Below are 13,200 nucleotides of genomic sequence, written 5' to 3' on the forward strand. Positions count from 1 at the left end.
AGGCCGGGCGGTCTCTTCACTCTCCCCCACCGGAACCGCCGGCAGCGCCGACGGGCTGCGCCGCATCCTTCGCCCCCAGCGAGTCGAGCAGCTGCGGCACGATCAGGTTGACGTCGCCGCAGCCGAGCGTCACGACGAAGTCGCCCGGCTCGGCGATCGTGGCCAGGTAGTCGGCCGCGCGCTGCCAGTCGTCGATGTAGGCAACGTGCGACGGGTCGTCGAAGCGCTCGGAGACCAGCTCGCCGGTCACGCCCTCGATCGGGTCCTCCCGCGCTCCGCAGACCTCGAGCACGATCGTGAAGTCCGCGGTGCGCTCGAGGGTCTCGGCGAACTCGCCGGCCATCAGCTTCGTGCGGCTGTAGAGGTGCGGCTGGTGCACCGCGATGATGCGCCCCTCGCCGACGACCGTGCGCGCTGCGGTGAGCGCCGCATCCACCTCGGTCGGGTGGTGGGCGTAGTCGTCGTAGACGCTCACGCCGCCGACGGTGCCGTGGAGCTCGAACCGACGGCCGGTGCCGCCGAACGCGCCGATGGCGGCGAGGGCCGCATCCGGAGCGAAGCCGAGCCCGACGAGCACGGCCGCCGCACCGGCCGCGTTGATCGCGTTGTGGTGCCCGGGCACCCGGAGCACCGCCGGGTAGCTCTGACCGCGGTAGTCGACGACGAACCGCACCGGGCCGTCGGTCTCGACCGAGTGCACCCGCAGGTCGGCGCCCTCGGCCTCGCCGAAGGTGAGCACGTTCGGGTGCGACAGCCGCGCGGCGACCCGGAGGGCTCCGGCGTCGTCGGAGGAGATGACGACGAGCTCGCCGGCGGCGTCGGCGAACTGCACGAAGGCGTCCTCGACGGCCTCGACCGAGCCGTAGTGGTCGAGGTGGTCCGGGTCGACGTTGGTGATCAGGGCCACCGCGGTGTCGTACAGCAGGAACGAGCCGTCCGACTCGTCAGCCTCGAGCACGAAGAGCTCGCCGTCGCCGAAGGCCGAGGAGGTGCCGAGCTCGGAGATCACGCCGCCGTTGACGAAGCTGGGCTCCTGGTCGAGCTCGAGCAGGCCGGTGACGATCATTCCGGTCGAGGTGGTCTTGCCGTGGGCGCCGGCGACGGCCACGAGGCGGTGCCGGTTCGAGAGCCAGGCGAGCGCCTGCGATCGGTGGAGGATGGTCATCCCCCGCTCCTGGGCGCGCAGGTACTCCGGGTTGTCCGGCCAGAGGGCGCTCGTGACGACGAGGGTGTCGGCCTCGCCCACGTTCTCGGCGTCGTGGCCGACGGCCACCGGGATGCCGATGGCGCGGAGCTTCGCCGCGGTCTTGGAGTCGGTGCGGTCCGAACCGGTGACGGTGAGGCCGGCGGCGTGGTAGAGCCGCGCGATGCCGCTCATCCCGCTGCCGCCGATGCCGACGAAGTGCACGGCGCCGAGGTCGTCGGGGATCGGGATGGAGAGGTCGGGCTTGATCATGCGGTCACGCCCTTTCTGTGGTGGGGGTCGGGGAGGGCACGAGGTGCGCGGCTCAACGTTACGCTCACCCGGCTCACCGTTCGCCCAATGCGGCTTCGCCCGGCCCGCGTCCGTCCGAACCGCGTCCGTCCTGTGCGCGTCCGTCGTGGCCGCGTCCGTCCAGCGCGCGTTCGATCAGCGCGACGAGTCGCGACGAGGCGTCCGGGATGCCCACCTCGACCGAGCGCGCCGCCATCGCGTCGACGCGGTCGCGGTCGCCCAGTACGGCCAGCAGTTCGCCGGCGACGTAGTCGGGGGTGAAGTCGGCGTCGTCGACCACGAGCGCGCCGCCGGCCCCGACCAGGTCGAGGGCGTTGAAGCGCTGCTCGCCGTTGCCCACCGGGTAGGGCACGAGCACCGAAGGGATGCCGACGACGGCGAGTTCGGAGACCGTCGACCCGCCGGCGCGTGAGACGGCGAAGTCGGCGACCGCCAGGGCGAGGTCCATCCGGTCGCAGTACTCGAGGTAGACGTAGCCGGGCAGGCCCGGGTCAGAGACCTCGGAGCGGTTGCCGGCGATGTGCAGCACGTTCCAGCCGGCGCCGAGGAGCCGCTCGGCGGTGGCGTGGACGGTCTCGTTGATCCGGCGGGCGCCGAGCGAACCGCCGGTCACCAGCAGGGTGGGGCGAGCGGGGTCGAGCCCGAAGAAGGCGGCGGCCTCGGCTGCGGCCGCGGCCCGGGCGGCCGGGTCGGCGAGGGCGGTCACCTCCTCGCGCAGGGGCATGCCGACGAGTGTCGCGATCCGCAGCGCGGTGCTCGCGAAGGTCACACCGACCCAGCGGGAGGAGCGCGCCCCGAGGCGGTTGGCGAGCCCCGGCTTGGCATTGCCCTCGTGGATGACGAAGGGCACGCCGGCCCGGCGCGCACCGAGGTAGCCGGGTGCCGAGGCGTAGCCGCCGAAGCCGACGACGACGTCGACCCCGCGGGCGCGGATGATCGCGGACACCTGCGCGATGGTGCGCCGGAGCGCCCCGGGGAAGCGCAGCGCGGCCGCGTTCGGCCGGCGGGGGAAGGGCAGCTTCGGGATGGTGAGCAGCTCGTACCCGCGCTCCGGCACAAGCCGGGCCTCGAGGCCCTCGGCGGTGCCCAGCACGAGCACGGTCGCCCTCGGGTCGCGGCGGCGGAGCTCGTCGGCGGTGGAGAGGAGCGGGTTCACGTGACCCGCCGTGCCTCCCCCGGCGAGGAGGTAGGTGGTCATCGCGTCGTCACCCGCGAGGAGGTGGTGCGGGCCCGACCGCGGCCGGCGCCCGCGATCCCGGCCGATGCCCGGCCGGAGGCGGCCGACTCGGCGTCCTCCCGGGCCAGTGCGGCGGCGCCCGCGGTGAGGGCGTTCTCCCGCGCGATCGAGAGCACGATCCCGATCGCCGCCAGGGTCGTCAGAAGCGCCGACCCGCCGGAGGAGATCAGCGGCAGCGGCACGCCGAGCACGGGCAGCACCCCGAGTACCACCGCGATGTTGACGAAGGCCTGACCGACCAGCCACACCATGACCGCCCCGGTGACGACCTTGGAGAACATGTCGTTGGTCGAGCGGATGATGCGCACGAACGCGATCGCCAGCACGATGAACAGCAGCAGCACCACGATCGCGCCGACCAGGCCGAGCTCCTCACCGATGATCGCGAAGATGTAGTCGTTGTCGGCGGCCGGCAGCCACGACCACTTGGCGCGGGAGTTGCCGAGCCCGACGCCGAAGACGCCGCCGCCGGCGAGGGCCCACTCGCCGTGCTGGGCCTGCCAGTCTGTGCCCTCGTAGTCGGCGTTGGTGCCGCTGAAGAACGACATGATGCGGGTGGTGCGGCTCTCGGACGAGAACGCGACGACCACCGCGATGACCGAGCCGACGATGAGCGGCAGGGCGAGCATCCGGAGCTTGATGCCGGCGAAGAAGAGGGCGCCGAAGACGAGCCCGGCCATGATCATCACGGTGCCGAGGTCGCCGCCCAGGAGCACCAGGAGGATGGCGCCGCCGGCCACCGGCAGGATCGGCACGATCACGTGGCCGAGCCGGCCGAGCAGGGCCTCCTTCTTGGCCAGGATGGCGCCCATCCAGACCACGAGCGCGAGCTTCACGAGCTCGGAGGGCTGGAAGGTGAAGCCGCCGATCGCGATCCAGTTGAGGTTGCCGCCCACCTCGTCGCCGAGCGGGGTGAACACCAGCAGCTGCACGCCCATGGCGAAGAAGATCGCCAGCCACGCCCACCGCTTCCAGAACCGGATGGGCAGGCGCGAGACCACGAGCATCAGCGGGATGCCGATCAGCGCGAACAGCCCCTGCTTCGAGAACACGCCGAAGAAGCCCTGGCGCTGGGTGAACGAGTCGATCGAGCTGGAGGACAGCACCATCACGAGCCCGAGCAGCACCAGGAACAGCGTGGTCCCGAGCAGGAGGAAGTAGTTGCTCGACTCGGCGGTGAAGACCTGACCGAGCGAGATGCGGGCCGAGGCGACACCGGAGGCCGCGCTCTGACCGCGCGAGCCGGGGCGACCGGATGCGGGCTGCGAGGAGCGGCCCGGCCTACTCCGGCCGAACCACGGGAGGCTCCGGGAGGGTGTCGTCACCGTCATTACCTCCCACGTGCTTGCGCACCGCCTCCGCGAATCGGTTGCCCCGATCGGCGTAGTCCACGAACTGGTCCATCGACGCCGCTGCCGGTGCCAGCAGCACGACGTCTCCCGGATGCGCCGCCTCGGCCGCCAGAGCGACCGCCGCGGACATCACGTCATCAGTCTCATCGTGATCGACCTCGAACAGCGGCAGCTCCGGCGCGTGTCGTCGGATGGAGGCGACGACCTCCGTGCGGTCGACGCCGATCACGACGACGGCGCGCACCCGCTGGCCCACCGCACCGGAGGCATCCAGCAGCGCGTCGCGCACGAGCGGGTCGATGTCGACGCCCTTGAGCAGGCCCCCGAGCACCCAGACGACCGAGGGGTACGCGGTGATCGAAGCCGCAGCGGCGTGCGGGTTGGTGGCCTTGGAGTCGTCGACCCAGGTCACTCCCCCGGCGGTGACGACGTGCTCGATCCGGTGCCGGTCGAGCTCGAAGCCCGCGAGGGCGGCCCGCACGGCCTCGATCGAGACGCCGTAGCTGCGGGCCAGCGCGGCGGCGGCCAGCACGTCGGCGACGGTGTGCGGGGCGCCGAGGCCGCGTTCGCGGAGTTCGTCCACCGTCGCGATCTCGAGCGCCGTGTCGCGACGCTCGTCGAGGAAGGCGCGGTCGACGAGGATGCCGTCCACCACCCCGAAGTCGCTCGGCCCGGGGATCCCGAGACCGAAGCCGATGGCGCGGGCGCCCTCGACGACCTCGGCCTCCTCCACCATGGTGCGGGTGAGCGGGTCGGCGGTGTTGTACACGCACGCCACCCGGGTGTCGGTGTAGATGCGTGCCTTCGCGGCGGCGTAGGCCTCGAAGGAGCCGTGCCAGTCGAGGTGGTCCTCGGCCACGTTGAGCACGACCGCGGAGTACGGGGACATGCTCGAGGTGGAGTGGAGCTGGTAGCTCGAGAGCTCGACGACCAGTACGTCGAAGCCGGCCGGGTCGCGGATGGCGTCGAGCACCGGGATGCCGATGTTGCCGCAAGGCGCGACCCGGTGGCCGGCCGCGAGCAGCATCGTGGCGGTGAGCTGCACCGTCGTGGTCTTGCCGTTGGTGCCGGTGACGGCGATCCAGTCGGCGGGCTCGCCGGTGACGGCGTCGACGACCTTGTCACGCAGGCGCCAGGCGAGTTCGACGTCGCCCCAGACCGGGATGCCGTGGTCGGCGGCCCAGACCAGGAGCGGGTCGTCGGGGTGGTAGCCGGGCGAGGCGACGACGAGGTCGGCCTCGAGGGCGTCGAGCTCGGGCGGGACCACGCCGGAGGGCGAGAGCACGAGCGTCGCGCCGATCACCGGGATCAGGTCGGCCCACTTGGGCTGGGCCTTCTCGGCGACCACGAGCACGGTCGCGCCCAGTTCGGTGAGGGTGTCGGCCACCGAGAACCCGGTGACACCGAGGCCGAGCACGGCGACCCGGAGGCCCTTCCAGTCGGCGTGCCAGCTGGTCAGCTCGCTGAGCGGGACGGCCATCAGCGCGACAGCCACTCGAGGTAGAACGACCCGACCGCACCGGCGACGAACAGGCCCGCGATGATCCAGAACCGCACCACGATCGTGACCTCGGCCCAGCCCTTCATCTCGAAGTGGTGGTGCAGCGGGCTGGCCCGCCAGATCCGTTTGCCCTTGGTGAGCTTGAAGTAGGTCAGCTGTACGGCGACCTGGCCGGCCACGATCACGAAGATGCCGCCGATCAGCACCAGGAGCAGCTCGGTGCGGGCGAGGATCGCGAGGGCGGCGAGAGCGCCGCCGAGCGCGAGGGAGCCGGTGTCGCCGAGGAAGATCTTCGCGGGGTTGGTGTTCCACCAGAGGAAGCCGATCAGCGCACCGACGACCGTGGCGGCCACGACCGCGAGGTCGAGCGGATCGCGCACGTCGTAGCACTTGTTCACCACGTCGTCGTCGAGCGTGAGGCTGGCGCAGGACTGGTTGAACTGCCAGAAGCCGATGATCACGAACGAGCCGATGGCCAGGATGCTCGACCCCGGCGCGAGCCCGTCGAGCCCGTCGGTGAGATTCACGCCGTTCGAGGTCGCCATGACCATGAAGCAGATCCAGATCACGAACGCGATCGTGCCGAGCACGACGCCCCAGGAGAGGAAGTCGAAGGGCAGATCGCGGATGAAGGAGATCTGGGTCGACGCCGGAGTCTCGCCGAGCTCGTTCGGGAACTGGATCGCCAGCAGCGCGAACACGATACCGACGATCACCTGACCGACGATTTTTGCGACCGGGCTGAGCCCGAGGCTGCGTTCCTTGCGCACCTTCATGAAGTCGTCGATGAAGCCGACGATCCCGAGACCGGTCATCAGGAACAGCACCAGCAGACCCGAGACGGTCGGCGGTTCCTGCGTGAACAGGGCCGACACGAAGTAGCCGAACAGCACCGCCAGGATGATGACGATGCCGCCCATCGTCGGTGTCCCGCGCTTGACGTGGTGCGCATCCGGGGTGTCGACGTTGATGAACTGGCCCCAGGCGAACCGCTTGAAGATGCGGATGAACACCGGGGTCAGGAAGAGGGTGAACGCCAGGGAGAGGGAGGCGGAGGCGAGGAGGGTGATCATGAATTGGCCTCCGCGATGCGGTCGCCGAGGAAGCGCAGGCCCGCCGAGTTCGACGACTTGACCAGCACGAGATCGCCGGGGCGGGTGTCGGCGGCGATCAGCTCGTAGGCCTCGTCGGCGGTCTCGACGAACACGGCCTCGCCGCCCCACGAGCCCTCGTGCTCGGCCGCGAGGTGCACGGCGCGCGCGCCCTCGCCGACCACGATCAGGCGCTCGATGTTCAGGCGCACGACCATGCGGCCGATCCGGTCGTGCTCCTCGACGGCGTACGGGCCGAGCTCGCTCATCTCGCCCAGGATGGCGGTGGTGCGCTGACCGGGACGCGCGATCAGCGCGAGGGTCTTGAGCGCGGCCGCCATCGAGTCGGGGCTGGCGTTGTAGGCGTCGTTGATCACGGTGACGCCGTCCTTGCCGCCCAGCACCTCCATCCGCCACCGCTCGGCGCGGGTGACGGTCTCGAGGGCGGACACGATCTCGTCGATCGGCACCCCGAGCACGTGGGCGGCGGAGGCGGCGGCGAGGGCGTTCATCACGTGGTGCTCACCGAGCACGGCGAACCGCACCGGGCGGGACTGCGCCGTGCCGTCGGCCTCGCCCGACGCCGTGGGCGGCAGGTGGAGCACGAACGAGGTGCCCTCGGCGGTCGCGTCGATCTCGGTGGCGCGCACCATCGCCTCCTCGGAGAGGCCGAACCACAGCACCTGGGCCGCGGTCTTCGTCGCCATGCCGGCCACCCGGGGGTCGTCGATGTTGAGCACGGCCGTGTCGGCGGGCTCGAGGTCGATCACCATCTCGGTCTTGGTCCTGGTCGTGGTCTCGATGCCGCCGAACTCGCCGGCGTGGGCGAGGCCGACCGTGAGCACGACCCCGACGTCGGGCTTCGCCATCCGGATCAGCCGGGTGATCTCGCCCTTGCCGCTCGCGCCCATCTCGGCCACGAGGAAGCGCGTGGTCGGGGTGAGCTTCAGCATCGTCAACGGCGCACCGACCTCGTTGTTGAACGAGTCGCGGGGGGCGACGGTCTCGCCGACCCGCTCGAGGATGGCGCGGAGGAGGTTCTTGGTGGTGGTCTTGCCGTTCGACCCGGTGATCCCGACGACCTTCAGGTCGCCCAGGGCCCGCACGCGGGAGACGACCTCGGTCGCGAAGTGCCCGAGGGCGAGCACGGAGTCCTCCACCACGATCTGAGGCACGGCGAGATCCAGCCCGTCGGCCTTCGCGAAGGCGTGCTCGACCACGACGAGCGCGGCGCCCGCCTCGACCGCGGCGCCGACGAAGCGGTGGCCGTCGTCGAACTCGCCGCGCTTGGCGACGAAGACGTCACCCTCGCCGATCAGCCGGGAGTCGGTGTCGACCGTCCCGTTCACGATCGTCTGCGGGCTCCAGCCCGCGCGCGAGGCGGCATCGGTGATCACGAGTTCGCCCTGGAGCGCCGTCGCGATCTCGGTCAGTGTGAGATCGAGCATGTGTCAGAGCCATCCGTGTTCGTGCAGCGCGTTGCGCGCGTCGTCGCGGGCGGAGTAGGGGATCCGCTCTCCTGCGACCTCGTGGTAGTCCTCGTGACCGGGGCCGGCGTAGAGGATGACGTCACCCTCCTCGGCCAGGGACAGAGCGGTGCGGAAGGCCGCGCGGGGGTCGGCGACCTCGTGGATCTCGCGGTCGGGCACCGCGGCGCGGGCCGCGTCGATGAGCACGCGGCGGATCGCCGCCGGGTCTTCGGAGCGGGGGTGGAAGTCGGTGACGACCACCGCATCCGAGAGGCGGGCCGCGATCGCGCCCATGTCCTCCCGTTTGGAGGGGTCGCGGTCGCCGTCGGCGCCGAAGAGCATGATGATGCGGCCCTCGGTCACCCGGCGGATCGACTCCAGGGTGGAGATGAAGGCGTCCGGGCTGTGCCCGTAGTCGATGTAGACGATCGGCCCGCGCTCGCCCGACACGCGCTCGGCCCGGCCCGGGATGTAGACGTCGATGCCGGCGACGAACTCGTCGTCGTCGATCTCCACACCGTCCTCATCGTGCGGCACGTTCAGGGCGTGCGCGATCGCGTCGAGGTCGAAGCCGGACTCGACGAGCATCACGATGGCCAGGGCGGCGTTGGAGGCCATGTACCGGCCGAGGAGCGGCACGGAGGTCGTGAGCTCCCGGTGCTCGGGCCCGCGGAGCGTGAAGGTGGTGCGGTCGGCGCGCTCGTCGTCGATCACCAGGGTCCACTCCGCGTCGGAGTCGGGATCCGACGAGATCGTGGTGAGCGGGATGCGCGACTCGGCCGCGAGCCGGGTGCCCCACTCGCCGTCGACGATCACCACGCCGCGGCGGGCGCGGTCGGGCTGGAACAGCTCGGCCTTGGCCTGGAAGTAGATGTCCATCGTCGCGTAGTCGTCGAGATGGTCGTGCGTGAGGTTGGTGAACCCGACGACGTCGAAGACGATGCCGTCGATCCGGTGCTGGGTGATGGCCTGGGCCGAGACCTCGAGCACGACCGAGCGCACGTCGGCCTCGCGCATCCGCGCCAGCATCGCGTGGATCTCGGTGGCCTCGGGGGTGGTGAGCTTGGAGACGATCACCTCGTCGCCGATCTTCCGCTCCGCGGTCGTGCTGATGCCGGCGACGATGCCGAGCTGACGGAGGATCGCCTCCAGCAGGTAGGCGACGCTGGTCTTGCCGTTCGTGCCGGTGACGCCGAACAGGGTGGGCGGATCCTCCCGCGTGCGGTAGATCCAGGCCGCGAGCTCGCCGAGCGCCAGCCGGGGCTCGGGCGTCACGATCACCGGGAGGCCGGAGTCGATCGCGAGCTCGGCGCCCTCGTCGTCGGTGAGGATCGCGACGGCACCCGCCTCCTTGGCGGCCTCGGCGAACGAGGCGCCGTGGAATCGCGCGCCCTTGAGGCCCACGTAGAGGTCACCGGGCATCACGTCCTTCGACGAGATGGTGACTCCGGACACCACCTCGGCGACCGGTGCGCCGCGGTGTTCGAACCCGAAATCCTCCACGAGATGAGGGAGCGATCGCGCGATCGGATGCTCTGGCCGAAGAGCCGAGGAATCCCGATCAGCCACTGGTCTCCTTCATGCTCAATACGTCGTCGGCAGGTCTGGGCCCGGTTCGGTGGAGGGCAGAACCCGCTTCTCCTTCAGAACCTGCGACATGATCTTCTGGAAGACCGGTGCCGCAGCCAGAGCCGACTCAATGGTAACGGGCTTCGCGATGGTCACCGAAACGACGTACTGCGGATCCTCCGCCGGAGCCAGTCCGGCGAGCGAGGTGACGTAGCTGGAACCGTAGGCCCCGTTGCCGTCGCTCATCTGCGCCGTACCCGTCTTCGCGGCGACCCGGTAGCCCGGGATCTGCAGGTCGGCCTTGGCGTAGCCGCCGGTCACGACCGTCTCCAGCATGTGGATGGTGTCGGAGGCCGCCGAGGCCGAGACGACCTGGGTGCCGGTCTCGTCGGGCGCCTGGGTCATGGTGCCGTCGGGCTGACGGCAGCCCTCGACCAGCTGCACCGGCAGCCGCACGCCGCCGTTGCCGAGCGCCTGGTAGACGCTCGCCATCTGGATGGCGGTGGTCGCCACGCCCTGGCCGAACGTGGTGGTGAGGTTGGTCTGGTCGTCCCACTGGTCCCAGGGCGAGAGGATGCCGCCGGACTCGCCCGGGAAGCCGACCTCGCTGGAGGAGCCGATGTGGAAGGCCTGCATGTAGTCGTAGCGCTGCTCGGGGGTGAGCAGCTCGCCGAGCATCGCGGTTCCCGTGTTGGAGGACTCCTGCATGACGCCGGCGAAGGTGAGGCGCAGCGGGTCGACGTGGAACTCGCTGTCGCGGGTCGACGCGCCGTTCGCGTCGGTGTAGATGTAGGGCGCCTCGACCTGGGTGCCCACGTTGGCGAGCCCCGCATCCAGCACCGAGGCCGCGGTCAGCGCCTTGAAGGTCGAACCCGGCTCGAACGGCGCCTGGAAGGCGATCGACCCACGATCGGTGTCGGGCGTGGCGTCGATGTTGTTCGGGTCGACACTCGGGTAGTCGGCCACGGCGAGGAGCTTCCCGGTCTTGACCTCCTGCACCACGACGGTGCCCCACGCGGCGCCGGTCTCCTTGATGCGGTCGACCAGGGCCTGCTGCGAGAACCACTGCAGGTCGCTGTCGAGGGTGAGCACCGCGGTGCCCCCGTCGACCGCCTGGGTGGTCGTGACGGTGCTGCCCGGGATGGCGACGCCGTCGGCGCCGCGCTCGTAGGTCTCGAGGCCGTCGGTGCCCACCAGGCACTGGTTGTCGATCTGCTCGACGCCCGCCGAACCGGTGGGCTTGCCGTCGCCGTCCTCACCCATGAAGCCGACTACGCTGCCGGCGACCGCGCCGTTCGGGTAGGTGCGCACGGGGTTCGACTCGAAGTAGAGCCACGGGATGCCGAGGTCGCGGATCGCGCGGAAGGCGTCGACGTCGATGTCCTTGACCACGTAGGCGAAGTTCGACGTGGGGTCGCCGGTGAGCGACGCGTAGACGGCGTCGGCGGTCTGGCCGGTGATCGCCGCGATCTCGCCGGCCGCCTGGGTCGGCGTGACGGTGGTGCTCGTGCCGTCGGCCGCGGTGCGGGTGAAGTCGGTGACCGACTTGGGCGAGGCGGTGACGTCGTAGCGGAGCACGGTCGTGGCGAGCACGGTGCCGTCGGAGTCGACGATGTTCCCGCGCAGACCGTAGATCGAGGTGCTGGCCGAGAGCTTGTCGAACGAGGCCGCGTTGAGGGTGTCGGCCTGCACGATCTGGATGGTGACCAGTCGCACCACGAAGACGGCGACGACCGCGACGATCGCCATCACGGCCAGCGCGGCCCGACGCTTCGTGGTGCGGTTGGCTGCTGCGGGGTTCACGTGGCGCTATCGCGTCGTCGGGGAGGGAAGAGCACCCTGCCACGGTACGTCGGCCTGCGGCGCAGCCGCGGGAGGCGCGCTCGCCGTGTCAGGGGTTGCCCCGGTCGCGGTTCCGGTCGCGGCGGATGCTCCGGTCGCCGCGGTGACGCTGGGCGCCACGAGCAGCGAGTTCGGGATGAGGGTCTGTCCGCCCGTGAGGGTCGGTGCCGACGCCGAGGCGGCGACCGGGGAGCCGAGCACCGCGCCGTCGGAGAGCCGGAGGTAGACGGGCGCGCTGTTGGCGACCATGCCGAGCGACTCGGCGCTGGCGGCCAGGTTCTGCGGGGAGGAGAGCTTGTCGAACTGCTCCGAGAGCACCTGGTTGCTGCGGTCGAGCTCCTTCTGCGTCTGCTGGAGCGAGGAGATCTCGTAGGCCCCGTCGGAGAGCCCGATGCTGAGCAGGAGCTGGGTCACGACGATGGCGAGCACGCCGGTGACGACGACGGCCGCGTAGGCGAGCTTCGGGCGGGCCCGCTTCTGGCTGCGGGTGGGGACGATCTCGATCCGCGGTGCGATCGGGAGGTCGTCGCCCGGGAGCTCGGGGGCCGGGAGCTTCGGCGCGGTCGAGGCGGAGCCGGTGAGGAGGGTCGAGTGGGGGCGCACCATGTAGGCGCCGGCGGGACTGCTCACGCGATCCTCCTGTTCGGGTCGGCTTGACGGATCTTCTCGGCCGCACGGAGGCGGACGGGGATGGCTCGGGGGTTGCGCGCGCGCTCCTCGTCGTCCGCGAGCTCGGCGCCGCGGACGAGCAGGGCGAACTCGGGACGGTGCTCGGGCAGTTCGACCGGCAGACCGGCGGGAGCCGAGGAGGTCGAACGGGCCGCGAGTTCGCGCTTGACGATCCGGTCCTCCAGCGACTGGAACGCGAGCACCACGATCCGCCCGCCGACGGCCAGGGCGTCCAGCGCGAGCGGGAGGGCGCGTTCCAGCACCGACAGCTCGGCGTTCACCTCGATCCTCAGTGCCTGGAAGACCCGCTTCGCCGGGTGCCCGGAGTGCGAGAACTTCGCCGGCGTCGCGGCCTGGATGATGTCGACCAGCTGGCCGGAGCGCAGGATGGGCCCGTCCTCGCGGGCGGCCACGATCTTGCGGGCGTACCGGTCGGCGAGCTTCTCCTCGCCGTACTCGCGGAAGATGCGGCGGAGGTCGGCCTCGGAGTAGGTGGCGATGATCTCGGCGGCCGTGAACTCGGCCGTGTCGTCCATCCGCATGTCCAGCGGGGCATCCTTCGAGTACGAGAAGCCGCGCTCGACCTCGTCGAGCTGCATCGACGAGACGCCGAGGTCGAAGAGGATGCCCTGGACCTCGTCGATGCCCAGGTCGTCGAGGGCCTCGTCGATCTGGTCGTAGGTGCAGTGCACGAGGTCGATCCGGTCGGCGAAGGGGGCGAGCCGCTCCCCCGCCAGGCGGAGGGCGTTCGGGTCGCGGTCCAGGCCCACCAGGTGCAGGTCGGGGAATGCGGTGAGGAAGGCCTCGGAGTGGCCGCCGAGCCCGAGCGTGCAGTCGACGAGCACGGCGCCGGGACGCCCGAGGGCGGGGCCGAGCAGGTCGAGGCTGCGCTCGAGGAGGACCGAGGTGTGGATGTCGGGGATCTGCATCGCTGTCCGGATCCTGATTCGCAACCCCTGATCCCCATCCATTCCG

General features: G+C 70.8%; 10 protein-coding genes. All 10 read right to left on the bottom strand.

What is annotated here, in order from left to right; translation table 11 throughout:
* Positions 1-16: 16 nt before the first annotated feature.
* Positions 17-1,456 (bottom strand): UDP-N-acetylmuramate--L-alanine ligase, encoded by a 1,440-nt coding sequence (gene murC, locus AC59HU_RS02260; protein ID WP_497221697.1) that lies wholly within the window; start codon positions 1,454-1,456, stop codon positions 17-19.
* 73 nt (positions 1,457-1,529) lie between these two features.
* Entirely contained in the window at positions 1,530-2,693 is a 1,164-nt protein-coding gene (locus AC59HU_RS02265; protein ID WP_497221698.1) for a UDP-N-acetylglucosamine--N-acetylmuramyl-(pentapeptide) pyrophosphoryl-undecaprenol N-acetylglucosamine transferase, read from the bottom strand.
* Positions 2,690-4,063: a putative lipid II flippase FtsW gene (ftsW, locus tag AC59HU_RS02270; protein WP_497221699.1), complete on the bottom strand. Its 1,374-nt coding sequence runs from the start codon at positions 4,061-4,063 to the stop codon at positions 2,690-2,692. Before ftsW ends, AC59HU_RS02265 begins: the two co-directional genes overlap by 4 nt.
* On the bottom strand, positions 4,014-5,564 hold the full coding sequence (murD, locus tag AC59HU_RS02275; protein WP_497221700.1) for a UDP-N-acetylmuramoyl-L-alanine--D-glutamate ligase: 1,551 nt from the start codon (positions 5,562-5,564) through the stop codon (positions 4,014-4,016). The genes ftsW and murD overlap by 50 nt, the downstream gene beginning before the upstream one ends.
* A complete protein-coding gene (gene mraY / locus AC59HU_RS02280; protein WP_497221701.1) occupies positions 5,564-6,658 on the bottom strand; it encodes a phospho-N-acetylmuramoyl-pentapeptide-transferase in 1,095 nt (364 codons plus the stop codon). The genes murD and mraY overlap by 1 nt, the downstream gene beginning before the upstream one ends.
* Entirely contained in the window at positions 6,655-8,124 is a 1,470-nt protein-coding gene (locus AC59HU_RS02285) for a UDP-N-acetylmuramoyl-tripeptide--D-alanyl-D-alanine ligase (RefSeq protein WP_497221702.1), read from the bottom strand. The genes mraY and AC59HU_RS02285 overlap by 4 nt, the downstream gene beginning before the upstream one ends.
* A gap of 3 nt (positions 8,125-8,127) precedes the next feature.
* Complete coding sequence (locus AC59HU_RS02290) at positions 8,128-9,648, bottom strand: Mur ligase family protein (protein ID WP_497221703.1); 1,521 nt, start codon at positions 9,646-9,648, stop codon at positions 8,128-8,130.
* Positions 9,649-9,729: 81 nt separating this feature from the next.
* On the bottom strand, positions 9,730-11,517 hold the full coding sequence (locus AC59HU_RS02295; RefSeq protein WP_497221704.1) for a peptidoglycan D,D-transpeptidase FtsI family protein: 1,788 nt from the start codon (positions 11,515-11,517) through the stop codon (positions 9,730-9,732).
* A 6-nt stretch (positions 11,518-11,523) separates the two neighbouring features.
* On the bottom strand, positions 11,524-12,186 hold the full coding sequence (ftsL, locus tag AC59HU_RS02300; protein ID WP_497221705.1) for a cell division protein FtsL: 663 nt from the start codon (positions 12,184-12,186) through the stop codon (positions 11,524-11,526).
* Entirely contained in the window at positions 12,183-13,154 is a 972-nt protein-coding gene (gene rsmH, locus AC59HU_RS02305) for a 16S rRNA (cytosine(1402)-N(4))-methyltransferase RsmH (protein ID WP_497221706.1), read from the bottom strand. The genes ftsL and rsmH overlap by 4 nt, the downstream gene beginning before the upstream one ends.
* Between the last annotated feature and the right edge of the window lie 46 nt (positions 13,155-13,200).

It is taken from the genome of Herbiconiux sp. 320_LB (assembly GCF_059691755.1).

What these genes read in the sequence shown, in the direction of transcription:
- AC59HU_RS02265 (WP_497221698.1), bottom strand. Translation starts at nt 2,693, where the DNA reads ATGACCACCTACCTCCTCGCCGGGGGAGGCACGGCGGGTCACGTGAAC.
- murC (WP_497221697.1), bottom strand. Translation starts at nt 1,456, where the DNA reads ATGATCAAGCCCGACCTCTCCATCCCGATCCCCGACGACCTCGGCGCC.
- AC59HU_RS02285 (WP_497221702.1), bottom strand. Translation starts at nt 8,124, where the DNA reads ATGCTCGATCTCACACTGACCGAGATCGCGACGGCGCTCCAGGGCGAA.
- murD (WP_497221700.1), bottom strand. Translation starts at nt 5,564, where the DNA reads ATGGCCGTCCCGCTCAGCGAGCTGACCAGCTGGCACGCCGACTGGAAG.
- rsmH (WP_497221706.1), bottom strand. Translation starts at nt 13,154, where the DNA reads ATGCAGATCCCCGACATCCACACCTCGGTCCTCCTCGAGCGCAGCCTC.
- ftsW (WP_497221699.1), bottom strand. Translation starts at nt 4,063, where the DNA reads ATGACGGTGACGACACCCTCCCGGAGCCTCCCGTGGTTCGGCCGGAGT.
- mraY (WP_497221701.1), bottom strand. Translation starts at nt 6,658, where the DNA reads ATGATCACCCTCCTCGCCTCCGCCTCCCTCTCCCTGGCGTTCACCCTC.